Genomic DNA, 22,993 nt, shown 5'->3' with positions numbered 1-22,993 from the left:
ATCAACGATAATTTATATCGATAATATTATTGATAACTATTTGCATTTGCAATAGCGTATGGTCGCGCTATGGGAAGCGTGACCATTTATTAACCATGCCTGGCGTTGTGTACTGATCAGGAACGAGCAGTTTACACAGCCTTGCGGGCGACATCCTGCCGCCTCCCTGCCCTTTCGGGAACGGAGCCAGGGGAACGCGGCAACGAAAAGCAGGACACACAATGAACAACAAGATTCACTCACTGGCCGTACTGGTCAACCTGGGGATTTTCGGCACGGCCCTGCCCGCCATGGCCGCTGAGACGCCCGCGCATGAAGACACCATGGTTATCACCGCCGCCGAGCAGAACCTGCAGGCACCGGGGGTGTCGAAGATTACCGCCGATCAGATCCGCAAAAATCCTCCTGCACGCGATGTGGCAGAGATCATCCGTACCATGCCTGGCGTCAACCTGACCGGTAACTCCACCAGCGGCCAGCGCGGTAACAATCGCCAGATCGATATTCGTGGTATGGGGCCAGAAAACACCCTGATTCTGATTGATGGCAAACCGGTGACCAGCCGCAACTCTATCCGTCTGGGCTGGCGCGGCGAGCGTGATACGCGTGGTGATACCGGCTGGGTACCGCCAGAGATGATTGAGAGCATTGAAGTTATTCGTGGTCCTGCGGCTGCGCGTTACGGCAACGGCGCGGCGGGCGGCGTGGTGAACATTATCACCAAAAAATTCGACGACCAGTGGCACGGCTCCTGGAACACCTATCTCAACGCGCCAGAGCACAAAGAAGAGGGTTCAACCAAACGCACCAACTTCAGCCTGAGCGGGCCGCTGGGGGGTGATTTCAGCTTCCGCATGTATGGCAATCTGGATAAAACCCAGGCCGATGCCTGGGACATCAACGACGGTCATCAGTCTGAACGTACCGGCGCCTACGCCGACACCCTGCCAGCAGGCCGTGAAGGGGTCGAGAACAAAGACATTAACGGCGTGGTTCGCTGGGACTTCGCGCCAATGCAGTCGCTGGAGTTCGAAGCGGGCTACAGTCGTCAGAACAACCTCTACGCCGGTGATACGCAAAACACCAATAACGACAATGCGAAAGAGGGTCTGGTTAAGAAAAATTACGGTAAAGAGACGAACCGTATTTATCGCCAGAACTTTGCCGTCACCTGGAACGGTGGCTGGGATAACGGCGTTACCACCAGCAACTGGGCGCAATACGAGCATACCCGTAACTCCCGTCTTGGCGAAGGGCTGGCAGGCGGTCTGGAAGGGTTGTTTAACAGCAATCAGTTCACCGATACCGACCTGGCAGACGTCATGTTGCACAGCGAAGTGAATATTCCGATCGATTTCCTGGTCAATCAGAACCTGACTCTGGGCACCGAGTGGAACCAGCAGCGGATGAAGGACTCCACCTCGAACACGCAACCCCTGCAAGGCGGCGCGATCCCGGGCATGAGCGACGATCGCAGCCCGTATTCGCAGGCCGAAATCTTCTCTGTCTTTGCAGAGAACAACATGGAGCTGACCGACAGCACCATGCTGACCCCGGCGCTGCGTTTCGATCACCACACCATTGTAGGAAACAACTGGAGCCCCTCCCTGAACCTGTCGCAAGGTCTGGGGGATGACTTTACCCTGAAAATGGGTATTGCCCGGGCCTATAAAGCCCCAAGCCTGTATCAGACCAACCCGAACTACCTGCTGTACAGTAAAGGCCAGGGTTGCTACGCAAGCTCCGACGGCGTGGGCTGCTACATGATGGGCAATGACGACCTGAAGGCCGAAACCAGCATTAACAAAGAGATTGGGCTGGAGTGGAAACACGATGGCTGGCTGGCCGGCGTGACCTGGTTCCGTAACGACTATCGCGACAAGATCGAAGCGGGTTACGCGCCAATCGGTCATACCTCAACCAGCAAGGTCTCTACCGATATCTATCAGTGGGAGAACGTCCCGAAAGCCGTGGTAGAAGGTCTGGAAGGTTCGCTCAATATCCCGGTTAGCGATACGGTAAACTGGTCCAATAACCTCACCTATATGCTGCAAAGTAAAAACAAAGAGACCGGTGACCGACTGTCGATCATCCCTGAGTACACGCTGAACTCGACCCTGAGCTGGCAGGTACATCAGGATGTGTCGCTGCAGTCGACCTTCACCTGGTACGGCAAGCAGCAGCCGAAGAAATACAACTACAAAGGCGAACCGGCAACCGGCTCTGAGAAAGACGAAGTGAGCCCATATAGCATTGTTGGCCTGAGCGCGACCTGGGATGTCACCAAAAACGTGAGTTTGACCGGCGGCGTGGATAACCTGTTTGATAAACGCGTGTGGCGTGCGGGTAACGCGCAAACCACGGGTAATGACCAGACCGGGGCCTATATGTACGGCGCAGGGGCTTATACGTTTAACGAACCGGGACGCACCTGGTACATGAGCGTGAATACGCACTTCTAAGTCAACCTGATAACGGCAACCTGGATGGGTTGCCGTTTTATCGCCTCCCGTGCGATAACATGGGTTTTAAACCCGTGCGAGATCCCGGACGCCATGTATTACACCACATCCACTTTTCAGCTCGCCGGCACCACCGTCCACACTGTGACCTTCGATCCCGCCACCTTTACGGAGGACGATCTCCTCTGGCTCCCCCATCATACGCAGCTGGCTAACGCCGGGCGTAAGCGTAAAACAGAGCACCTGGCCGGGCGGATCGCCGCGGTCTCGGCCCTCTCATCGCGGGGGGTATCGACCGTGCCGGGCGTAGGTGAAAACGGCGAACCGCTCTGGCCGACGGGCCTGAATGGCAGCATCAGCCACAGCGGCCATATCGCGATGGCTATCGTTAGCGAAAATTCGTTAGTGGGGATTGATTATGAAGCGATCCTCGACGAAAAAGAGGCTTTCGACATTAAAGAGGGCATTGTTAACGACGTGGAAAGCAGCCTGCTGCTCAACAGCGGCTTGCCCTTTCCTCTCGCCTTAACGCTGGCCTTTAGCGCCAAGGAGAGCCTGTTCAAGGCGCTCTTTCCCAGAGTGAAGGCGTATATGGGTTTTGAAACCACCCGCGTCAGCGCCATTACTGACCATAGTCTGCAACTTACGCTGTGCCAGCCGCTGGCGGGATTCCAGGAAAACCATGCTTTTACTCTGTTCTGGCGCCGCTTCAATCACGCGCTAGTCACGCTCATCGACTGAGCCCTTCGCCTTCAGGTGACGCTTCTCTTTCAGAACCGCAATAGCCCGGGCTGATACGATTAACGCTCAAGCGCAGCGATAATGTCGGCTTCTATATTTACCGGTTTGGTGAACGGGGCATAACGCTTGAGGGGTTTGCCGTCCCGACCAATCAGGAACTTGGTAAAGTTCCACTTTATCCGCCCGCCCAGCACGCCGGGCAACGCCTCTTTCAGGTAGCGAAACAGCGGGTGCGCGGCGGGGCCGTTAACTTCCACTTTCTCGAACATCGGAAAGCTCACACCGTAGTTGATGTGACAGGTCTGCTCGATATCATCGGCTCCGCCGGGCTCCTGCTTGCCAAACTGGTTGCAGGGAAAACCAAGCACCACCAGCCCCTGGGCCGCATACTTTTGGTAGAGCGCTTCAAGGCCGGCATACTGAGGCGTGAAACCACAATGGCTGGCGGTATTTACTACCAGAATCACTTTGCCAGCATAGTCGGCCATCGGGATGGGCTCGCCACGCAGTGTACGGGCAGAAAAAGGGTAAAAGTTGGTCATATTGCGGTCCTCAGCGCTCACTCCGTTCGTCAGCATATTGCTGTTATGGCTTATCGCGTATGTCATAGCCCAGATTCGGCGGTGTTGTTCGGTGGGTCGTTTTGCCGGGTAGGCTATGTGCGGGTCATAGTTGCAGAGATGCGGAATAATAACAATGGAGCCTTTGGGATCTGGGCGCTTATGCTGGCCCAGGCTCGCAGAATGTCAGATTGGTGACGCGCGAAAAGCGAGGCTCCCCGAGAATGAACTGAGACAGCCCTGCTTTATCTCACGCGCAATATCTGACTGACTTACAGGCCGAGGTCAGAGAGGCTCGGGTGATCGTCAGGGCGACGGCCCAGCGGCCAGAAGAACTTACGCTCGCTCTCTTTGATAGGCATGTCATTGATACATGCGAAGCGACGTTTCATCAGGCCATCAGCCTCGAACTCCCAGTTTTCGTTGCCATAAGAGCGGAACCAGTTGCCTGAGTCATCACGCCATTCGTAAGCATAACGCACGGCAATACGGTTCCCGCCAAACGCCCACAGCTCTTTAATCAGGCGGTATTCGAGCTCTTTTTTCCACTTACGGGCGAGGAAACCTTCCGCCTCTTCGCGGTTATTGGCGAATTCGGCACGGTTACGCCATTTGGTATCCAGCGAGTAAGCCAGCGCGACTTTGGCCGCATCGCGCGTGTTCCAGCCATCTTCAGCCAGACGGACTTTCTCAATGGCGGTTTCCAGCGTAAATGGCGGAAGCGGCGGACGGACTTGTGTATCGGTCATGGTAATATTCCTGTTAACTTGATTTAAAGGTAATAAAAGATTCGTTGCTCAGGCCCCGGCTGAGAGCCGTTCCAGTAAAACTTTTGCCATTTCCCGTGCGTCGTCAGCGGCGTTCCGGTCACCCATTACGTATGTCATGGTGATAGCCCCCTCGATCAGCAGCAGTAGTTGTCTGGCCAGCGCAACAGCGTGCTCAGGGTTCAACTGCTCGCTGAGTTCGAGCGCGTAATCCAGCAATTTTTGCTTATGCATTTTCGCTATCTGGCGGACGGGATCCTCCGGGTCCCCCACTTCTCCGGCCGTGTTGATAAAGGCACATCCCCGGAACCCCTCGGACTCAAACCAGCTTTTCAGAACGGTGAACATATTCAGAATGCGGTCCCTGGGCGTTTCGCCTTTATCAGACTCGGTTCTGAACCACTGCATCCACCGTTCGTCACGCTCGTTTAACGCGGCTGATGCCACGTCCTCCTTGTTCGCGAAATGGCGATAAATACTTTTCCTGGCGACGCCCGAGGTCTTCACCAGAAGGTCCATGCCCATGGCGTGGATCCCGTTCTGATAGATAAGTTGCTCAGCGGTCGTGAGGATTTTTTCTCGTGTATCAGTTGGCTTCTTGTTCATGCCTTAAAGGTAGAACGATCGTTCTACCTGGTCAAGCATTTGTTATTATTTCTTTTTTCAGAAGGGATAAATCACGAAGGGGAAGTCACATAAGCAGTTGAATAAAATGTGATTTTATATTCAGCGTTGTAACGGGGGTTCGCTTGAACAGATACGCATTCAGAAATAAATCGGGCGTGGAGGAAGAAATTTGGGGCTGGGTCAGATGACGATAAACGTAAAAATGCGGGGATAGTGCTGCGCGCCGATCAACGCAGTTTGTTGGATTGAGTGCGAGATTTGCCTGGCAGGCCCAGGCTCTCTTTAACCGCCCGACGCATTTGTACTCTGTCGAGAATGATACTGGTCCGCTCGCCAGGTATGGTCAGCCTGAACTCACCATTTAATGGCATCGGGGATATCAGATACCATCGTCCATTAAAGATAATCCAGTTCACTTCATACCCAATCAATACGCGAAAAGCTTTGCCGCCCGGAGCGCCGGGCACCGTATGTTTTTAACTGTTAGTTCACGCCGCACTTTTACAGGTGCGGCCTGAACGACTATGAACTTTTCCTGTTTCGAAACGCGGCCACTTTCATGCGATTACCGCAGGTGGCCATACTGCACCAGCGACGGCGGTGCGATTTACTCAAATCGTGAAAAAGTAAAACACAGTTATGCGCCTCACACTGGCGTACATATTCGAATTTTTCATCCGTGACGAGTTTTACCAGGGCGTCGGCGATGGGCCAGAGCAGGCTGGCAGGACTCTCAACGCCGCAATGTACATCGACACGATAGCGCTGTGTATCCTGCGCCCATTTTAGCCTGACCTCAGGCCGCCCTTTTTCAAGAATCCGGTTGATGACCGTCAGCTCTGCCTCACGGGACTGCATCGCGGCATGCACGACGGCTCTGGCAGCTTCACGGAGCTGGCGGGCCTCCGTCAGTAATTCAGGCGGAGCCTGCGTTCCTTCAGGCACCAGGCCCGCCCTCTCCAGCCAGTCAATAACGCTGAGCGCATCCTCAAAGCAATCGTGTCGCTCGTCACCCATCCCATATTCACTGTTGATGAAATCCAGCGCGAGGTTATCAGCCAGGAAGAGCGGCGGAGAAGAAAGCTTTTCGATGTTCATAGGCACCTGTAACCCATTAAATAATTTTGACAGGTTACCAAAAATATGTGTAACCTTCAATTAAGCACTTTAACGGTTACAAGGGGGTTTACTATGACGTCTCCATATTCAGGATCTTCATCCGCCGATAACGCATCTACCGCGCAGGTTCACTACCGCTATCAACAGGCGGGCAAGGTTAACGTTTTTTACCGTGAGGCAGGCGATCCGGCGTCGCCTGTTCTGCTGATGCTGCACGGTTTTGCAGGCTCATCCTTTATGTTCCGCGACCTTATTGCCCAACTGGCCGATCGTTACCGTCTGATAGCCCCAGATTTACCGGCCTTTGGTTTTACCGAGGCGCCAGCGCGCGGCGACTACGCGTATACCTTTGACCAGCTGGCTGAAACCATTGACCAGTTCACTGAAGCGCTCGGCCTCGACGCCTATGCTCTGATGGTTCACGACTATGGCGCCCCCGTCGGGTGGCGTCTTGCCCTCGCGCATCCACAGCGGGTTACCGCCATCATTTCCCAGAATGGCAACGCTTACGAAGAGGGGCTGGGTGAGGCCTGGGCACCTATTCAACGATACTGGCGCGACCCGACTCCCGAGAACCGCAGCGCGCTGCGTGAATTTCCGACGCCCGCCTCAATCAAATGGCAGTATCTGGAAGGGGTAAGCGATGCGAGTCTGGTCTCTCCGGATGGCTACTCGCTGGAAGGAATGCAGGTATTACGGCCGGGCAATGCGGAGATCCAGCTCGATTTATTACTGGATTACGCTTCGAATGTACGGATGTATCCGCAGTTTCAGCAGTATTTCAGGGACTACCAGCCCCCGCTGCTGGCGGTCTGGGGTAAACATGATCCGTTCTTCATGACCGCAGGTGCCGAAGCCTGGAAGCGTGATATCCCGAACGCGCAGATAAATTCCTATGATACCGGCCACTTTGCGCTTGAGACCCATGCGAATGAGATAGGCGCTGACATTCGCGACTTCCTCGACAGGCATCTCGTTCAGTAATCTTCACGCCCCTCACCGGCAAGAATAACCGGCGGAGGGAAAAGTACAACCTCAGACGAAAGGCGTCGGTACAGGCATTTGTGCCGACGTGACCAGGCTGCATCTTACCAACGCTTTAACGTACCGCGATTCAGAAGCGGGTAAGCATCGTTCCATAAAGGATTATTTCATATGTCATTGACTACAGGTGTACATCACATTGGTCTGGCGGTATCAAAGCTTGAAGAGAGCGCCGGGTTCTTTACTAAACTGCTGGGCTGGGAAGAGGTAAAACAACGTGAGGATTATCCGGCCATCTTTGTCAGGGACGGAGCAATAATGATTACGCTCTGGAAAACGCAGACCGAAGAGCCCGTTAACTTTGACCGTAAAAAGAATGTCGGTCTCCACCACCTGGCGCTACGGGTTAAAACTAAAGCGGCGCTGTTTGAGATCCTTGAGGTGCTCAAGGCGAACAATATTGAGATTGAATTTGAACCGGCATTAATCAGAGAAGGGCCGTCTATGCACATGATGTGCTACGACCCGAGCGGAATACGCATTGAATTTCATTATTCAGAGTGAAGGAAGATACGACGCATTGAGTTGAGAAAAAGCCAGGTTGAAATATTCATATTACTGGTAAAGAAATCAGTTTAAGCGCGGCTGCGGCGGTATTTATTGATGACCGCTTCGAGCGAATACGGACTTTCAAAGAGGATGACTGTAATATTATTTAGGAAAAGCTACAGCTAACAGGTTTGTTCATTACACGGAAAACGTTCATGCGCGAAGATTTTAATGATTATCTTGCGTTCCTTGCTGTCGCGCAGGAACGGAGTTTTACCAGAGCTGCTGCCCGGCTGAATATTTCTCAGTCCACTTTGTCTCACATTATACGACGTCTTGAAGAAAGGCTCGGAATGCGGTTACTGATGCGTACAACACGTAAAGTGGCACCCACCGATATCGGTGAAAAACTAATGGCCGCGCTTGAACCGCGCCTCAACGCCATAGAAACAGATATCTCTGACCTGCTTCGTTTTCGCGACACACCGGCGGGAACGGTAAGGCTCACGGTTTCAGATCACATGCTGCATGAGTACATCTGGCCGGCTCTGGCCCCAATCCTTAAACACTATCCTGATATTCAGGTCGAACTGTCTCAGCAAAACGGCTTTATTGATATTGTTGAGGGGCGCTTTGATGCGGGAGTTCGGTTAGGCGATGATGTGGTCAAGGATATGATAGCTGTCAGGATTGGGGCTGACTGGCGGCCTGCCGTAATTGGATCTCCGGACTACCTTGCCAGGGCCGGTAAACCTTCACACCCTTCAGAACTGGCTGGTCATAACTGCATCAATGTCAGACACTCCGGTGCCGGACAGCTGTACGCATGGGAGTTTGAAAAAGGGGATGAGAAACTGAACATGAAAGTTCAGGGTCAGCTGATATACAGCAGTGTTTATCCGATGCTCACGTCCGTTGAAGCTGGATATGGACTGGCATATGTTCCGGATAATCTGGCTGAACCCGGGATAAAGCAGGGGAAGTGGGAGAGAGTGCTTGAGGACTGGAGCCCTGTTTTCAAGGGCTATCATCTTTATTATCCCAGCCGGCGACAGATGTCGCCGGCACTGAAAGTTATTATTGATGCCTTACGCATCCCTTCGGCGGGTTAGGTGGCCTGTCTGGCATTCATTTTCCTGCCAGTGAGCGACGCCCGGGCAGGACGGCAATAATGGCAGAGGCTACCAGCAGGGCGGTGGCAAGCATGAAGGTGCTGACCCAGCCCCGGTGATCAAATAATTCGCCGCCAGTGAACGCGCCCATTGTAATAGCGAATTGAATCAGGGCGACCATCAGGGCACCGCCAGCCTCCAGTTCATCAGGAATAATCCGGGTCATCCAGGTATTCCATACGACAGGAATGGGAGTCACAAGTATGCCCCATATCAGAAGCAATGCTCCTGTGGCGGCGGGTATGTGTCCCAGCCCCGTTAACAAACCTGCGACGATCGCCAGGCCCGCTGGTAAACCGGTGAGGGCTGGCAGCAGATTATCCCTGACAAAAAAACCTGAAATCAGCGTTCCCGTCAGCCCTGCAACGCCTACGCCCAACAGGAACAGGGAAATCATGTTGATGCCCAGTCCAGTGACGCTTTCGAGGAAAGGACGCAGGTAAGTGGACAGCGAGAACTGTCCCATGAAGGCAAGCGTTACGGCAATCATGCCCAGGGCGAATGTCCGGCTGCGTAACAGGGATGCTATCTGTCTTATGCCGGTATCACGTTGCGGCGGCAGTTTCGGTATGACGACCATCTGCCATATCAGGCAGATCACACCCGCAGGTACCACGGTAAAGAATGCACCCCGCCAGCCGATGAGGCTGCCCAGAAAGCTTCCCAGCGGTGGCGCCACCACGAACGCCAGTGCGGTCCCGCCCTGCAGAATGGCGATAGCTTTAGGGACACTCACGGGACGCACAATCCGTACCAGAATGGCCGTAGAAAGCGACCAGAATCCCCCAATGGATATACCAATCAACGCACGCCCGAACATAAACATGCCGTAGCCGTGAGCAGACGTGACGATGACCCCGGACATCACCATCACAAGGGTATAGAAAATCACTGCTGTACGCCGGTCGAAGCGGGCAAGCAATGTGTTACCAAACAGGCTTGTAATCACCGCAAATAGCCCGGAAAAGGCAATGGCCTGACCCGCCTGGCCTTCCGTGACCGACAGATCATTTGCAATCGGTGTCAGCAGACTGACCGGCATAAATTCTGATGAAACGAGGACGAAGCACAGCAGAGCCATGCTGATGACTGCACTCCAGGCAGACGTCATTTCGGGCGCACTGAAGCCGCCCGCATTAAGCGGTTTATTCATAGATAATTTCTAATGATGATGGTGAACAGTTACCACAGGCTTACAACCTGCAGTCAGATAAAAAAGCAGGATGACGGCGGAGCAGCGATTTCAATCTGCCCCGCCTGAACAAAGGTTAAAAACGTATCTGCATTGTGATCAGCGTAAAGGTGACTCTACCTGCCCCTGGGCTATCAGTGCCTGAACGGACTCATGGATCGCTTCCAGGCTGCTGTAACGGGGCTGGTAACCCAGCCTGACGCGGGCTTTCTCAATGGAATGTGAAGAACTTCGCACCACATGCCCTCTGGAGTTTTCAGCAAACTCAGGTTCAAGCCCGGCAAGCCATTCGTCAAAAGGCTGGAACTTCAGGGACGGCTCCCTGCCAAACCAGCGGAAAACAGCTTCAGCGTAACCCCTGAGCGTGATGGCCTGGCCGGATACCGCATTGAAAATTTCACCTACTGAAGCAGAACGGTTTTCAATGGCCTTAATGATAAGCTGTGCGACATCAACTGCATGAACATGATGTACCGTTTCACTTCCGAGATTAGGCAGTGCCAGCGTTTCACCACGGGCAATACGCGAATACACTTCAGGATTCGAATTCCCCTGAGGCGTAGTTGGTACCCATCCTTCACCGACAATATGTCCCGGACGGAAACAAGTAGCCGGGAAGCCAGACAGCCGCGCTTCACGCATCAGCCAGGCTTCGCTTTCCGCTTTACCCTGTCCGTAAGCATCAATCGGGCTGACAGGATCTGTCTCCAGAGAGGGGACTGACACATAGCGACCGTAAACCCAGATTGAACTGCAGAAAAGATAATGCTCAATCCTGCCGCGAAGCGCTTCAACAATCTGCTGCGTACTGTCGAGATCAAATGCAATCATGTCGATGACAATATCGGCCTGAAGCTCAGCAATACGTTGACCAAAGGTTCCTTTCTTTTCTTCTTCCAGCCGGTCAATAACAACATTTTCGATGAGAGACCATGCGTAATGAGGGCGATAAGGCTTTGCTGCACCCCGGCTGACATTTACCACCTGGTGACCCAATTCAACCAGCATTGGAACAAGATAAGAGCCCACGTGACCACTGCCACCAATAACAACGATACGAGACATAGCTTTCTCCTTAATGTATTTCCGCAACGGCTTCTGAAGCTATCCCTGCCGGGAAGAGCTCAGTTAGAAAGGCTTAGCCTGAATGCTTGTATCAATAAGAGAGGTATTGTAGTGCGCACTATCATGTTTGACTTTAACCCAATTCAGAATGCTTTTATGGCGAAATAGCAATAATCATTAGAAATTGATTTGCAGAAGCATAAATACCAGAGCTGTTATGAAATTACCCTGAAAGCGATCAATGTCCACTTATGGCATGAAGCGGACGAATTGTCTGGACTGCAGGTTCTTTTTGAGCCAGTAGCGGACACTGAGTAATCCTTTCCTATGCCAACGTTTTATGTTTTCTTTTACGTAAGCAACGGAACAAGGACATCACCGTGAAAATCTACTGGACCCTTAAAAGTATCAGCGAACTAAAAGACTTACCTTATAAGGAGCGCGGAAGACTGTGGCGGAGCGCGTATAAATCGGCCTTTCGGCACTGGCAAACCTGGGGCGGCCTCGCCCTCTGCGGGGCCTTCGGCGGCGCAGGAGCGTACTTAGGCGGCATGGCTGGCACCGTAGTATTTGCTGGGCTGGGTGGCTTTATTTACGGCCAGATCGTGACACAAGTTGTCCTGAAACATTATCGGCACCGGCTGCAGGGCGAAGCCAACTGACGGGTAAGGTCTGGAAGATTTCCAGACTCGGCCCTCAATGCGTCAAACGCCTGCGCCACGACCTGCGCATGGTGAACAACATAATACAGTGCCAGGAACGTCCGCGCCTGGCACGAAACTGACCACCTGAAGCGTCGTGCAGTCTGCCTCGAGCAAGGCGCGGACGCTATTTCCAGAAAGGGTTTTATATAACGGCGTTAAAAACTGAAGAGTTGATCTTATCCGGTTATGAAATATGAATTAGAGGCCGAATATCGCCTCAATTTCTATCGAGAGGTCAGGTGAAAAGAGGCGGCTGACTTCTACGAGCGAGCTCGCTGGCAAGTGATCACCGTAATTTCGGTACAACACTTTGCGTAGTTCGTCGATCTCCGCAAAAGAGGTAATAAATATCGTCACTTTGATCAGGGCTGAAAAATCAGCGCCTTCCAGAGTAATAATTTTTCTCATTTGACTGAATATCTCTTCAGCCTGCTCAGCCATGCCTTTCTGTTGAGCGGCGGTGCCAAATGCGGTCAATCCTGAAATGTAGAGCGTATTGCCATGTTTTACGGAATGAACAAAAGGAGCCTTTACTTCACCTAACTCAGGATAATTCTTGCGTAACAGGTTGTTCATACTGAGATCCTTCTGGAAGCGAGCAAACAACGACCTTACCATCTTCCTTAAAATGCTCCACCCTGATTTTTGATGATGAAACGCGCAACGTCCCCAAAACTTTGCACGCTGATGTTGGACTTGAGAGACTGTTTCCAACACCAGCAAGCGCGCCGCCATCAGGAGGTTAACTTGCCCTGACCTTTTGCCTGCAGCTCTTTCGCTATCCCTATAAATGCAAGGCCAACGGGCACTAAAGAACCCCACAAGACCGCATTCCAGCCGTAGAGGCTGAGCAGCGCGCCGGAAGAAAACGACCCGACAATCATCACCCCAAATACGACAAAGTCATTCAGAGACTGAACCTGGGTTTTCTCTTCGGGACGATGATAGTCAATGATTTTCGCCGATGCGCCAGTGAAGCCAAAATTCCAGCCAAGCCCCAGCAAAATCAGCGACAGCCAGTAATGGAAAATATCGGTTCCACCGAGACCAGCCAGCACAGAGCATGCGGTGATAAGCAGACCCATAGCGGCAATACGCATCGCACCAAAGCGGTTAATTAATTTGCCGGTGAAAAATCCTGGTCCGTACATTGCAATAACATGCCACTGGATCCCCAGGTTGGAGGCCTGCTGAGAAATGCCGTGCATGTGCATTGAGAGCGGTGCTGCCGTCATCAAAAAGTTCATCACCATGTAGGTGACCGCACCGCTAAATACGGTTCTGGTAAATCCCGGCTGGCGGATAATTTCGCGCAAAGGCCGCCCTGCAGCTTTCGCTGCGCTGGCTGGCTCTGTTGTTTTCACGCCGTTGAGGATAAATGCCGATATGACCGCCACAAAAGCCTGGGCGAGAAAGGTGACGGCGAAGGTATGAGGCGGCCAAAGGTGCATGGTGCCGGAAACCAGCATGGGGCCAACCACGCCAGCGATCACCCCGCCTCCCATCACCAGCGATAAAGCCCGTGCCCGGCGCTCCGGCGTGACACCATCGGTTGCAGCAAAACGAAAGCTCAGGGCAACGGCGGCATAAGCACCACCCAGAAAAGCAGCAATACAGAACAGCAAAAATGAGCCAATCACGACGGCCAGGGCCGCAGTCAGCCCGGTAATGACGCCCGCCCCAGTGCCAACCATAAAGGCGGCGTTCCGGCCATTTTTTCGTGCCAGTGAGCCTAACGGCAGGATGCAGGCGGCCATTCCCAGAACAAACATGGTAATGGGCAGCGTCGCCAGAGCACTACTGGGCGCGATTGCGTTTCCGACAATGGCCCCGGTGGCATAAAAAACGACCGAGTTAGCACCAGCAAGAGCCTGCGCGGCGGAGAGGCGAATAATATTCTTTTTCTGATCTGCGACAGGCAGGAACTGTTCTGTGGACATGTGATTAATTATCCTGATTCATTGTGAGCACCATCCGGTAACGTACCTTGCCCATTTTGAGTCTGCTGAGCGCCTCGTTTGCCCGTTCAAACGGCAACTGTTCGGTGACAGGCAACGTCTGAAAGAGATGGCTGAAATGCAGCGCACGTTCGGTTTGAGCCGGTGTGCTGACGAATGACCCGGCCAGCGAGCGTTCAGCACCAATCATCATACCCGGCATAATCTGCAGGGGCGTGCGTCCGGTACCCAGCAGGACGACTTTTCCCCGGGGCGCCAGAGCAGGCAGCAGGGCTGAAAGCGTTTCAGAATCCGCCGCTGTAGCCAGAATAAGATCCACGCTGCCATCTTCTTTAAGGCACGCTGCGGCATCTTCGCTGAGCGCATCGATGTAGTGATGCGCGCCCAGCTGAAAGGCTGTACGCTCTTTCTCACGACCACGCGCTATCACCGTCACCTCAAAACCCATGTGACGAGCGTACTGAACAGCCATGTGCCCCAGCCCCCCCATCCCGAGAACAGCCACTCTGTCGCCCGCCCTGGCACCGGCGTGACGCAGCGCATTAAAGGTGGCAGTACCGGCGCAGAGGATCGGCGCGGCATGCACGGAAGAGAGCTCTGCGGGAATAGCGATCAGCGCGGTATGGCGCATAACAACATACTCTGCGTAGCCGCCATCGCAGCTGAGACCCGGCGTTAACTGATTTTCACACAGATGAAAAAGTCCGTTACGGCAGGGCTTACATTGTTGACAGTAGCCCCCTAAACGCCCGACCCCGACCCGCTGGCCGGTTTGCCAGATATCGGGCACCCTGCCCCCCTTCCGGGTGATGTATCCAATAATTTCATGACCCGGAATTCGCCCGGGCTGGCCTGCCTGCGGCGCTTTTTCCGTATCCCGGAGATCGGCACCACATACGCCGCATGCTTCAATTTTGATGAGTACTTCATCAGGAGCGGGAGCAGGTATCGGCCGCTCTGTCATTTCCAGCACGCCGGGGGCGACAACCTGCATAGCGCGATATTTTTTATTCATAAGTTGCACCGGTTAAATAGCGGGGCCGCGTCAGATAAGGATTAAATCACCCTCTATCGTCATGTTCTGAGCCAGTAACCACCGGTTAAGGGAGGCGTTAATGACCCGCTGATGGACGCATTCAAATTGATGGGCCGTTCCATTCCCGCTGACGTGAATGACGTACTGCAGCCTGCCAGGAGAGAGTTCTGTCGTTTTGTCACAGAGTTGGGTGATTTCCGTCAGGAGTTCGCCGCGGGTCTCGATATCGAGATGGGTGAGCGTAAGGTCCGCCCCTCTGGCTTCCTGAACAAAAGCGGCCGTCATGCAGGCGTTAAAAGCGGCCAGCATCAGGTCCTGAGGAGCGGGGGCTCGCCCTTCGCCACCCAGCGCGACAGGTTCATCGGAATCGATAACGTGGCTTTGACTTCTGTTACCCGTAATGGACCGGCAACGCGTTCGGCTCGCCATTCCCCCCTGCCATGTGGTGACAAGGTCATAGTTTGCGGTCTGGATTTGCATAGGTACTCCAGTGCCGCACGCGGTCGCCCGCGTGCGGCAGAGTCATCAGGCGTTACGGCCAGCCATCACGCCACCATCGATATCCCAGATGGCGCCGGTGACCCAGCCAGTCTTGTCAGAAAGCAGGAAGGCGACGGTCTCCGCGATATCCACCGGCGTACCCACGCGGCCAATCGGGTGGAAGCTGTCGAAGCTGTTCATCACCTCTTTCACGTCGTCTTTCGGAATGAAGCCTTCGTAGATCGGCGTGTGAACGACGGCCGGAGAAACCGCATTGACGCGGATCCCTTTTTCGCCCAGCTCAATCGCCAGGTTTTTGGTCAGTGCGTGCAGACCGGCTTTCGCCATGGAGTAGGCTGAAGACGGTGTGGCACCAATGGCCTGCTGCGCCCACATGGAGCCGATGTTAACAATAGAGCCTTTAATGCCGGCCTCAACCATGTTGCGCACTACGTCGCGGGTAATGAAGAAGGTCGCGCGGTTGATGTTCATGTACATGTCGTAATCAGACATTTCGTGTTCGGTGAAAGGTTTCGGGAAGAATACACCCGCCGCATTCACCAGCAGGCTGATGTCTTTATGCTCAGCGTTGATGGTGTTCACCACGTGCTGCATGCCTTCTTCTTTCATCAGGTCAGCCACGATGATGGATACCTGGCCGTCAGCAGCCAGCGCCTGGCGTGCCTGCTCGGCTTTGTCCTGACGATTACCAACCAGTACGACACTACCGCCGTTTTTCAGAACCAGCTTCGCTGTTTCAAAGCCCATTCCACTGGTACCACCAACCACTAACAGTTTTTTACCGGCAAAAGATGCGTTCATCGCTAACCTCTTTAAATTCATTTGGTTGTCATTGATGAAAAGCCCTGCTCCTCATCGTGTGAAGCCAGAATGCCACCCTGAAGCCGGATTGACGACTGAGAAGAAATTGCGACACAGGAAAGAAAATCTTTCTCGCTCAGGTATACTGAAAAAAAACACTGAATCAGGATACCTGCAATGCGATCGCTAAACCGACTGAAGTGGCTGCATGCCTTTGAGGCCACTGCCCGGCACGGCAGCTTTACCGGCGCCGCCCAGGAGCTGGGCGTTACGCCAGCCGCGGTGGGCCAGCTAGTCCGCTCGCTGGAGGACTGGGTAGGACACCCGTTGCTCCACCGCACCCGCTCCGGGAAAGAGCGTCTGACCCTCGTGGATGAAGCGCAGGAAGCCCTGCAGGACATCACCCAGGGGCTGGATAAACTGGAAACCGGGTTAAATAAACTGCGCGGCCGTCGGGCACGCTCTGTTGTGATCGTGACCGCCTCGCAGGTTTTGATGATGAACTGGCTGATGGATCGCCTGAACCGATTCTCAGAAACGCATGAAACGATCGACCTGCGGCTTAACGTGACGGAAAAGCTGATGGATGTGTCGCACGGTGAGGCGGATATCGGCATCCGCTGCGGTCAGGGGGACTGGCCCGGCGTGAATAAGACCTGGCTAATGGATGAAGAGGCGGTGCTGGTCTGCAGTCCGCGGCTGGTCCCGGCAGAGAAAATCACCTGTGCTGAGTGGCTCGCCACGCAAAAGTTGATCCATGATGACACGCCGCATCCGGGGGCGAATTTTCCCTCATGGGACGATGTCCTGAGCGCCGTCGGTGCGCCTGAAGCGCAGGAAAGCGGCCTGCATATTAACTCCACCTCTGCCGTTATCCTCTCCGCCCTGAGTGGACGGGGGGTGGCCGTGGTGCGTTACGCCCTGGTGAAGCAGCTGATTGAAACGGGCCAGCTGGTTCAGCTGCACTCCGCCCATCGCTGGCCACTGACCTGGGCTTACTACCTGGTCACTCCGCAGCAGAACGTCATGCGTGAAGAAGTCAAAGTCTTCCACGACTGGCTTGTGCAGGACGTCCTCTCTGAAAATACGCCTCAAGCATGAGGCGTTAATTCCATAACAGGCGCGACATAGAATTTCTTCTCCGCTTCGCAAGATTATCTGATTTGTTGGCGCTCGCGAGCTTTCCGATAATCCCTCTCAACGAACGGCAGTGGCCCTGACGGCATTGCTTTAACCTGAGCGAAGGAGAGAACGATGGCTTATCTGCAAATCACCCTTGATATCAGCAATGAAAACCGTGCGGCAGCCGCGGGTATCTATCAGAAGTACAAAACCCCGTTTCTGACCACCATCGACGGTGCCACCTCGAAAGAACTGCTTATCCGCGACCAGGACGTGCAGGTGTTGCACGGTTTTGCGACCACAGCCCAGGCGCAGGGGTATCTCAACAGCCCACTTTTCACCCAGGATGTTGTTGCAGGCCTGAAACCTTACCTGAACAGCGACCCTGATGTACGCATCTACGACGTTATGTAATTAACGTTTTTCTGAGACAAAAAACCGGAGTTTTCAATGTCCTTAAACTGGAATGAATATCGCAGCGGCCTGCTCGCCACCATTGGCAAATTTGCCAAACTGCAGCCTGAGTTTATGAAAGGCTTTCAGCAAATGGATAAAGGCGCGTCTGAAAACAAGCACCTTGATCCTAAAACCCATGAACTGATCGCGCTGGCCGTGGCTGTCACCACCCGCTGCGACGGATGCCTGGCGGTGCACGTGGATGCTGCGGTTAAACACGGTGCCACACGGGAAGAGATTGCCGAAGCGCTTGCCGTCGCCATCAATCTGAATACCGGTGCGGCACTGACTTATACCGCGCGTGCTCTGGATGTTTACGATAACCTGCCGAATAAATAAACCCGCAAACGGCACCCCACTGGGTGCCGTCAACTGACTGATTATGATGTTACTGAATTCTGATTTCTCGCAAAGAGCCATCATCACGCCGGATGATTATCGTTGGATCACCTCTCCGCAGCCGGGCGTGGAACGCGTCATGCTCGATCGGATAGGCCGTGAGCAGGCCCGGGCCACCAGCCTTGTCCGTTATGCGCCGGCATCGCTCTTCCCCGAGCACAGCCACCCTGGTGGCGAAGAGATACTGGTGCTGAGCGGCACGTTTACGGAAAACGGGATGGATTACCCTGCAGGCTGGTATCTGCGTAGTCCGGACGGATCGTCCCATCAGCCCTCCAGCCGCGACGGCACAACGATTTTCGTCAAACTGCGCCAGATGACCGATGATGAACGCCAGCCCGTCAGAATCAATACACATGATGATCATAACTGGCACGGCCAGCCGCAACGAAGAATTTGCCCCCTGTTTTCTGACTCGCGAGAGACGGTACTACTCCAGAAACTGGCGCCGGGCGAACGCATCTTCTGTGCGCCACTCATCGGCGGTGCTGAACTGCTGCTTCTGGAAGGGGCATTAATGGCACCGGAAGGCCGCTACGAACAGGGGAGCTGGTTACGGTTTCCGCCTGGCGACATGCCCGCCCTGACAGCCACCGCCAGTGGCGCACTTTTTTATCTGAAAACCGGGCACCTCAGCCCTGCCACCCTGACCGGAGCCACACCATGAGAAGCAGCGTTATTATTATCGGGGCAGGCGTTAGCGGGCTCTATGCCGCCACGCTACTGGAAAAAGCAGGCGTGGATTATGTGATTCTGGAAGCGCGGGACAGGACAGGCGGCCGAGTGCTGTCCGGCGAAGTTGCAGGGCTGCATGTGGATATGGGGGCAGCCTGGTTCTGGCCGCAGATCCAGCCTGAATTCGCGCAACTCATCGGGCAACTGGGACTCACCGTCATCCCACAGGGGCGACCAGGCGATATATTGTATGAGCGCCATCCCTCCTCCCCGGCGCAGCGTTATCCTGCCTATGAAACCGCACCGCCATCATTCAGGCTGAAGGATGGAATGCAGGCCCTGACGGCCGCACTCAGGCATCAGGTTTCGGCGAACAAAATTAAGCTGAATCAGCAGGTGAAATCCATTATTCGCACCGAAGAGGGAATGCAGGTCCTGGCCAAAACCGGGGCGGGAGAGGAAACCCTTTTTACCTGCGAGCACATTTTTCTTGCCCTGCCGCCCGCGCTGGCTGCAAACATTGCTTTTAGCCCGGCGTTGCCTGAGGCGCTGCTTTCAAACTGGCGCACTACGCCAACCTGGATGGCACCCCATGCAAAGTATGTCGCCGTCTACAACACCGATTTTTTGCAAGCTCAGCGGCTTTCCGGCGATGCCAGCAGCCAGGCTGGCCCGATGGTTGAAATTCACGATGTCTCCGAGCCTGACTCAGGGAAAACGGTGCTCTTTGGCTTTATCGGCGTACCGGCTAAATCAAGATGGACGGTCAGCGAAGAGATGCTCATACAACTTTGTCGTGAGCAGCTGGCGCGCCTGTTTGGACCGGATGCGGCCGCTCCTGAAGCGGAGTTCCTGAAAGACTGGGCAGCCGATCCGTTTACGGCCACGGAATTCGACCTGCTGCAGGAAGCAGGACATGCGCTGCCTGAGTCAGTCCCGGATCGTGGCGAGTGGACAGGAAAAATAACGGGTATTGCCAGTGAATGGTCACCACAGTTTTCAGGCTACCTCGCCGGCGCAATCGACTCCGCATCCATGGGTATTCAGGGCTGGCTACGGCAGCGATAACCTTTTTTGCCTGTTCGTCGGTAAGCCCTATTCAAGCATAAGCACTTAGCGTGATGACCCATCACAGCTCATTCAAGCCACCCCTGCAGGTGGCTTCGTCGTTAATGGGCATTCAGAGAAGGATTATTCAGCAAAGCAGCGAATTGCATGTTCTTCAACAAAGGTCGTAACGGTCTCCGCTGCCTCCAGCGGCGGGAAGTGATTGACCCCCTTAAGCACCTTTAGCTCTGCCCCACCGCCCAGCAGTTGCTGCAGCGCGGTGGCAAACGGAAGCGGATTAGGCGCATCGTTTTCACCCTGCAGGATGAGTGCCGGTGCGGTAATGGCGCAATAGCGATCGGCCATTTCATGGTTCAGGAATGCAGCGGCATTCGCCTGCAGGGCGTGCGTCGCCCATTTTGCGGCCTCGGCACCCACGCTTTCCGGGACGCCAAAGGGTTGATAAAAGGCCACCGCACCGGAAGGCGTGGCAACCGCTTCGCTAACTCCCTCCACGGACATACCCGCGTCGCGCATCTGCTTGCCGTCTACGTAGCAGGCGGTATAGACCAGTCCGGCCACCCGCTGCGGAGAGTTGGCTGCAAAGGTGGAGATGATATTGCAGCCGATCGAATGAGAAACCAGAACCACAGGCCCGTTGATGCCAGCCGCATCAATAACTGCTTTTAAATCCTCTGCGTGACGTGGAATGCTGTATGCCTCTGCCTGCAGGGGTTTAGCGGAACGGCCATAGCCGCGGCTGTCATAAGAGACCGTGCGGAATGTCCTGGACAACACCTCGGTCTGTGCCTGCCAGATATCGCTGATGCCAAAATAGCCGGAAACAAAAACGATCGGCAGGCCCTGACCCTTCGCTTCGTAGTAAATTTCGATGCCGTCATCGGTGAGTGCGTATGCCATAGTATTACCTCGGATGTGAACAGTCCGAAAAGTATAAAAAGCGCCCCGCAACGGCGTGAGAGGTCAGAAAGTCAAAATGCGATGATATTGGGCCAACGTCGTTTCCACAGGAGACAGTCCGGTCGCCAACGGGAAAGGGATAATGCTTTGAGCGCAATGGCATCGCTTTTTGACCCTTTTTCATCGAAGAATGACCTGCGCGCGCCTCACCCCTCTTCCGCAGCTTTTTTATACTGCGCTCTCCATGCACAGACCGCATCGCTGCGGTGTACCTGACGGAGTAAAAAATGCAGCTGACTCAAATACGAAACGCCACACTGAAGCTTGACTATGCCGGGGTTCGCTTCCTGATCGACCCGATGCTCGCGGATAAAGAGGCCTGGCCCGGCTTTCCCGGAACGGCGCGTTCTCACCTGCGTAACCCGCTGGTGGCGCTGCCGGTTTCCGTTGATACCTTGCTGGACGTAGACGTGATTATCGTGACGCATACGCATCAGGATCACTGGGACGAAGCGGCTCAGAAGCTCATCCCCAAAGACAAGGTGATTTACACTCAGAATGAAAGCGATGCGTCACTTATCCGCTCTCAGGGCTTTACCGCAGTCAGCGTGCTGGCTGACACCAACGTCATTGCCGGCATTAACGTCGTAAAAACCGATGGACAGCACGGCAGCGATGAAGCCTATGCCATTCCTGAAGTGGCCGAACGCCTGGGCGATGCGTGCGGGCTGGTCTTTTCCGCTGAGGGTGAAAAGACGCTCTATATTGCCGGCGACACCATCTGGGTACCGCCGTACGTGAACAGCCTGAAGAAATACGCGCCGGACGTCGTCGTCCTCAATATCGGATGTGCGACGGTCGACGGGATTGGCGCCATTATTATGGGTAAAGAGGATGCCCTGCGCACGCTGGAGATTCTGCCGGCAGCGACCCTGGTGGCCTCACATATGGAAGCCGTAAACCATTGCCTGCTCAGCCGCGCTGAGTTGCGTGCATACACCGCAGAAAACGGTCTGCAACAAAAGGTGCGGGTGCCTGAAGACGGCGAGACGCTCAGTCTCTGACGCACAACCTGTCTGCAGGCGGCTAAAATCTGATTGCCGCCTGCCGGCAAAACGTCGGCCATACCCGATTTAATCAGTAAAAGGTCTCTATTATGTCCGCTCTGCACGTTGCCGTTATTGCCACGCCGGGTTTTAGCCCGTTTCACTTCTCCGTTCCGTCCATGGTCTTTGATAAGGCCATGCCGGAGCCGGGGCTGTTCGACGTGACGATCTGTGCTGAGCAGCCTGGCACAGTGGAATCTGATATCGGGATTTCCATTAACGTGGAGCATGGCGCTGAGCAACTCGAGATTGCAGACATTATTATCGTCCCCTTCTGGGAGCATCCCGGGGTGCGTCCCTCCCCAGCCCTGCTTGATGCCCTGCGAGCGGCCTGGCAACGCGGGGCTGAGGTGGTGGGACTCTGCCTTGGGGCTTACGTACTCGCCTATGCCGGACTATTGGATAACCGCCGGGCCTCGACGCACTGGGAGTTTGAGCAGGATTTTGCCGGGCGCTTTCCGCAGGTCAGGCTGGACGGTAATGCGCTCTATACCAGCGATGAGCGCCTGATCACCTCTGCGGGTACGGCCGCAGGCATAGACTGCTGCCTGAATATCGTGCGGGAACATTACGGATCTGCACTTGCGAACCGCGTGGCCCGGCGAATGGTCATTCCTCCGTACCGTGAAGGGGGACAGGCGCAGTTTATTGAGCACGTGGTGCCGGAGACGACGCGTGACGAGCAGATTAATGACCTTATTAACTACCTGCGCCGCAACCTGGACAAGCGCCACGATATTGACTCTCTGGCCGGTTTTTCCGGCATGAGCCGGCGCACGCTGACGCGCCATTTTGTCAAGGCAACCGGTATGACCGTCAAAGACTGGCTCAGCGCCCAGCGTCTGCAGCGCAGCCAGGAGCTGCTCGAAACCACGGATCACAGCATTGACGTAGTATCGTCCCTGGTGGGATACCAGTCCCCGGTCTCTTTTCGCCAGAGTTTCAAGGCGCGCTTTAATGTCAGCCCCAGCGAATGGCGGCGCACCTTCAGGGGACCGGGACTGTTTTAAAGAGCGTGCCCACGCAGGA

The 22,993-nt window shown here is 54.6% G+C and carries 25 protein-coding genes; 13 read left to right on the top strand and 12 right to left on the bottom strand.

What is annotated here, in order from left to right; all coding sequences use genetic code 11:
• The first annotated feature begins 221 nt into the window (after positions 1 to 221).
• Together WFN75_RS01665 and entD are read left to right on the top strand one after the other, a co-directional pair.
• Positions 222 to 2,462 (top strand): TonB-dependent siderophore receptor, encoded by a 2,241-nt coding sequence (locus WFN75_RS01665; RefSeq protein WP_046884337.1) that lies wholly within the window; start codon positions 222 to 224, stop codon positions 2,460 to 2,462.
• A 93-nt stretch (positions 2,463 to 2,555) separates the two neighbouring features.
• Positions 2,556 to 3,203, top strand: coding sequence for an enterobactin synthase subunit EntD (gene entD, locus WFN75_RS01660; protein WP_336995526.1), 648 nt, complete (start codon positions 2,556 to 2,558; stop codon positions 3,201 to 3,203).
• Positions 3,204 to 3,262: 59 nt separating this feature from the next.
• Here entD and WFN75_RS01655 read toward each other — a convergent pair whose 3' ends face one another.
• The 4 genes from WFN75_RS01655 to WFN75_RS01640 all read right to left on the bottom strand — a co-directional run bounded on the left by WFN75_RS01655 (position 3,263) and on the right by WFN75_RS01640 (position 6,255).
• Positions 3,263 to 3,745, bottom strand: coding sequence for a glutathione peroxidase (locus WFN75_RS01655; RefSeq protein WP_336995525.1), 483 nt, complete (start codon positions 3,743 to 3,745; stop codon positions 3,263 to 3,265).
• Between the two features lie 290 nt (positions 3,746 to 4,035).
• Positions 4,036 to 4,512 (bottom strand): nuclear transport factor 2 family protein, encoded by a 477-nt coding sequence (locus WFN75_RS01650; RefSeq protein WP_207293182.1) that lies wholly within the window; start codon positions 4,510 to 4,512, stop codon positions 4,036 to 4,038.
• A gap of 48 nt (positions 4,513 to 4,560) precedes the next feature.
• Complete coding sequence (locus tag WFN75_RS01645) at positions 4,561 to 5,136, bottom strand: TetR/AcrR family transcriptional regulator (RefSeq protein ID WP_040076644.1); 576 nt, start codon at positions 5,134 to 5,136, stop codon at positions 4,561 to 4,563.
• Between the two features lie 543 nt (positions 5,137 to 5,679).
• Entirely contained in the window at positions 5,680 to 6,255 is a 576-nt protein-coding gene (locus WFN75_RS01640; protein ID WP_336995524.1) for a CGNR zinc finger domain-containing protein, read from the bottom strand.
• A 93-nt stretch (positions 6,256 to 6,348) separates the two neighbouring features.
• On the opposite strand from WFN75_RS01640, the gene WFN75_RS01635 reads away from it, so the two are divergent.
• The 3 genes from WFN75_RS01635 (at position 6,349) to WFN75_RS01625 (ending at position 8,921) form a co-directional block, all read left to right on the top strand.
• Positions 6,349 to 7,260 carry an alpha/beta fold hydrolase gene (locus WFN75_RS01635; protein ID WP_336995523.1) on the top strand — a complete coding sequence of 304 codons (912 nt, stop codon included), beginning with the start codon at positions 6,349 to 6,351 and terminating at the stop codon, positions 7,258 to 7,260.
• Between the two features lie 171 nt (positions 7,261 to 7,431).
• Complete coding sequence (locus WFN75_RS01630; RefSeq protein WP_336995522.1) at positions 7,432 to 7,824, top strand: VOC family protein; 393 nt, start codon at positions 7,432 to 7,434, stop codon at positions 7,822 to 7,824.
• A 200-nt stretch (positions 7,825 to 8,024) separates the two neighbouring features.
• Positions 8,025 to 8,921 (top strand): LysR family transcriptional regulator, encoded by an 897-nt coding sequence (locus WFN75_RS01625; RefSeq protein WP_286932942.1) that lies wholly within the window; start codon positions 8,025 to 8,027, stop codon positions 8,919 to 8,921.
• 16 nt (positions 8,922 to 8,937) lie between these two features.
• Here the strand turns inward: WFN75_RS01625 and WFN75_RS01620 are convergent, their stop codons facing one another.
• Positions 8,938 to 10,134: an MFS transporter gene (locus WFN75_RS01620; protein ID WP_336995521.1), complete on the bottom strand. Its 1,197-nt coding sequence runs from the start codon at positions 10,132 to 10,134 to the stop codon at positions 8,938 to 8,940.
• 138 nt (positions 10,135 to 10,272) lie between these two features.
• A complete protein-coding gene (locus WFN75_RS01615; RefSeq protein ID WP_336995520.1) occupies positions 10,273 to 11,238 on the bottom strand; it encodes an NAD-dependent epimerase/dehydratase family protein in 966 nt (321 codons plus the stop codon).
• 380 nt (positions 11,239 to 11,618) lie between these two features.
• On the opposite strand from WFN75_RS01615, the gene WFN75_RS01610 reads away from it, so the two are divergent.
• Entirely contained in the window at positions 11,619 to 11,900 is a 282-nt protein-coding gene (locus WFN75_RS01610) for a hypothetical protein (protein ID WP_336995519.1), read from the top strand.
• Positions 11,901 to 12,140: 240 nt separating this feature from the next.
• On the opposite strand, the gene WFN75_RS01605 is transcribed toward WFN75_RS01610, so the two are convergent.
• The 5 genes from WFN75_RS01605 to WFN75_RS01585 all read right to left on the bottom strand — a co-directional run bounded on the left by WFN75_RS01605 (position 12,141) and on the right by WFN75_RS01585 (position 16,238).
• On the bottom strand, positions 12,141 to 12,518 hold the full coding sequence (locus tag WFN75_RS01605; RefSeq protein WP_336995518.1) for a RidA family protein: 378 nt from the start codon (positions 12,516 to 12,518) through the stop codon (positions 12,141 to 12,143).
• Positions 12,519 to 12,676: 158 nt separating this feature from the next.
• Complete coding sequence (locus tag WFN75_RS01600; RefSeq protein ID WP_336995517.1) at positions 12,677 to 13,882, bottom strand: MFS transporter; 1,206 nt, start codon at positions 13,880 to 13,882, stop codon at positions 12,677 to 12,679.
• 4 nt (positions 13,883 to 13,886) lie between these two features.
• A complete protein-coding gene (locus tag WFN75_RS01595; RefSeq protein ID WP_336995516.1) occupies positions 13,887 to 14,915 on the bottom strand; it encodes an alcohol dehydrogenase catalytic domain-containing protein in 1,029 nt (342 codons plus the stop codon).
• A gap of 30 nt (positions 14,916 to 14,945) precedes the next feature.
• Positions 14,946 to 15,416, bottom strand: a complete 471-nt coding sequence (locus tag WFN75_RS01590) for an OsmC family protein (protein WP_233801130.1) — start codon at positions 15,414 to 15,416, stop codon at positions 14,946 to 14,948.
• Between the two features lie 45 nt (positions 15,417 to 15,461).
• A complete protein-coding gene (locus WFN75_RS01585; protein ID WP_336995515.1) occupies positions 15,462 to 16,238 on the bottom strand; it encodes an SDR family NAD(P)-dependent oxidoreductase in 777 nt (258 codons plus the stop codon).
• Between the two features lie 177 nt (positions 16,239 to 16,415).
• Here WFN75_RS01585 and WFN75_RS01580 point away from each other — a divergent pair, with 177 nt between their 5' ends.
• The 5 genes from WFN75_RS01580 to WFN75_RS01560 all read left to right on the top strand — a co-directional run bounded on the left by WFN75_RS01580 (position 16,416) and on the right by WFN75_RS01560 (position 19,958).
• The gene (locus WFN75_RS01580; RefSeq protein WP_336995514.1) at positions 16,416 to 17,339 is read left to right on the top strand and encodes a LysR substrate-binding domain-containing protein; all 924 of its coding nucleotides are present in this window, start codon (positions 16,416 to 16,418) and stop codon (positions 17,337 to 17,339) included.
• A gap of 153 nt (positions 17,340 to 17,492) precedes the next feature.
• On the top strand, positions 17,493 to 17,774 hold the full coding sequence (locus tag WFN75_RS01575) for a hypothetical protein (RefSeq protein WP_336995513.1): 282 nt from the start codon (positions 17,493 to 17,495) through the stop codon (positions 17,772 to 17,774).
• 36 nt (positions 17,775 to 17,810) lie between these two features.
• Positions 17,811 to 18,155 carry a carboxymuconolactone decarboxylase family protein gene (locus WFN75_RS01570; protein WP_336995512.1) on the top strand — a complete coding sequence of 115 codons (345 nt, stop codon included), beginning with the start codon at positions 17,811 to 17,813 and terminating at the stop codon, positions 18,153 to 18,155.
• 43 nt (positions 18,156 to 18,198) lie between these two features.
• Positions 18,199 to 18,882, top strand: a complete 684-nt coding sequence (locus WFN75_RS01565; protein ID WP_336995511.1) for a cupin domain-containing protein — start codon at positions 18,199 to 18,201, stop codon at positions 18,880 to 18,882.
• Positions 18,879 to 19,958 carry a flavin monoamine oxidase family protein gene (locus WFN75_RS01560; protein ID WP_336995510.1) on the top strand — a complete coding sequence of 360 codons (1,080 nt, stop codon included), beginning with the start codon at positions 18,879 to 18,881 and terminating at the stop codon, positions 19,956 to 19,958. Before WFN75_RS01565 ends, WFN75_RS01560 begins: the two co-directional genes overlap by 4 nt.
• A gap of 123 nt (positions 19,959 to 20,081) precedes the next feature.
• On the opposite strand, the gene WFN75_RS01555 is transcribed toward WFN75_RS01560, so the two are convergent.
• Positions 20,082 to 20,858, bottom strand: a complete 777-nt coding sequence (locus WFN75_RS01555; RefSeq protein WP_336995509.1) for an alpha/beta fold hydrolase — start codon at positions 20,856 to 20,858, stop codon at positions 20,082 to 20,084.
• 287 nt (positions 20,859 to 21,145) lie between these two features.
• Here WFN75_RS01555 and WFN75_RS01550 point away from each other — a divergent pair, with 287 nt between their 5' ends.
• Positions 21,146 to 21,922 carry an MBL fold metallo-hydrolase gene (locus WFN75_RS01550; protein WP_336995508.1) on the top strand — a complete coding sequence of 259 codons (777 nt, stop codon included), beginning with the start codon at positions 21,146 to 21,148 and terminating at the stop codon, positions 21,920 to 21,922.
• A 92-nt stretch (positions 21,923 to 22,014) separates the two neighbouring features.
• Positions 22,015 to 22,974, top strand: a complete 960-nt coding sequence (locus tag WFN75_RS01545; RefSeq protein ID WP_263616431.1) for a helix-turn-helix domain-containing protein — start codon at positions 22,015 to 22,017, stop codon at positions 22,972 to 22,974.
• The last annotated feature ends 19 nt before the right edge of the window (positions 22,975 to 22,993 follow it).

Origin of the sequence: Leclercia sp. UBA7405, assembly GCF_037152215.1 — a bacterium.
In the GTDB taxonomy this organism is placed as follows: Bacteria; Pseudomonadota; Gammaproteobacteria; order Enterobacterales; family Enterobacteriaceae; genus Enterobacter; species Enterobacter pneumoniae.
This window is presented reverse-complemented; position numbering and strand designations above follow the sequence as displayed.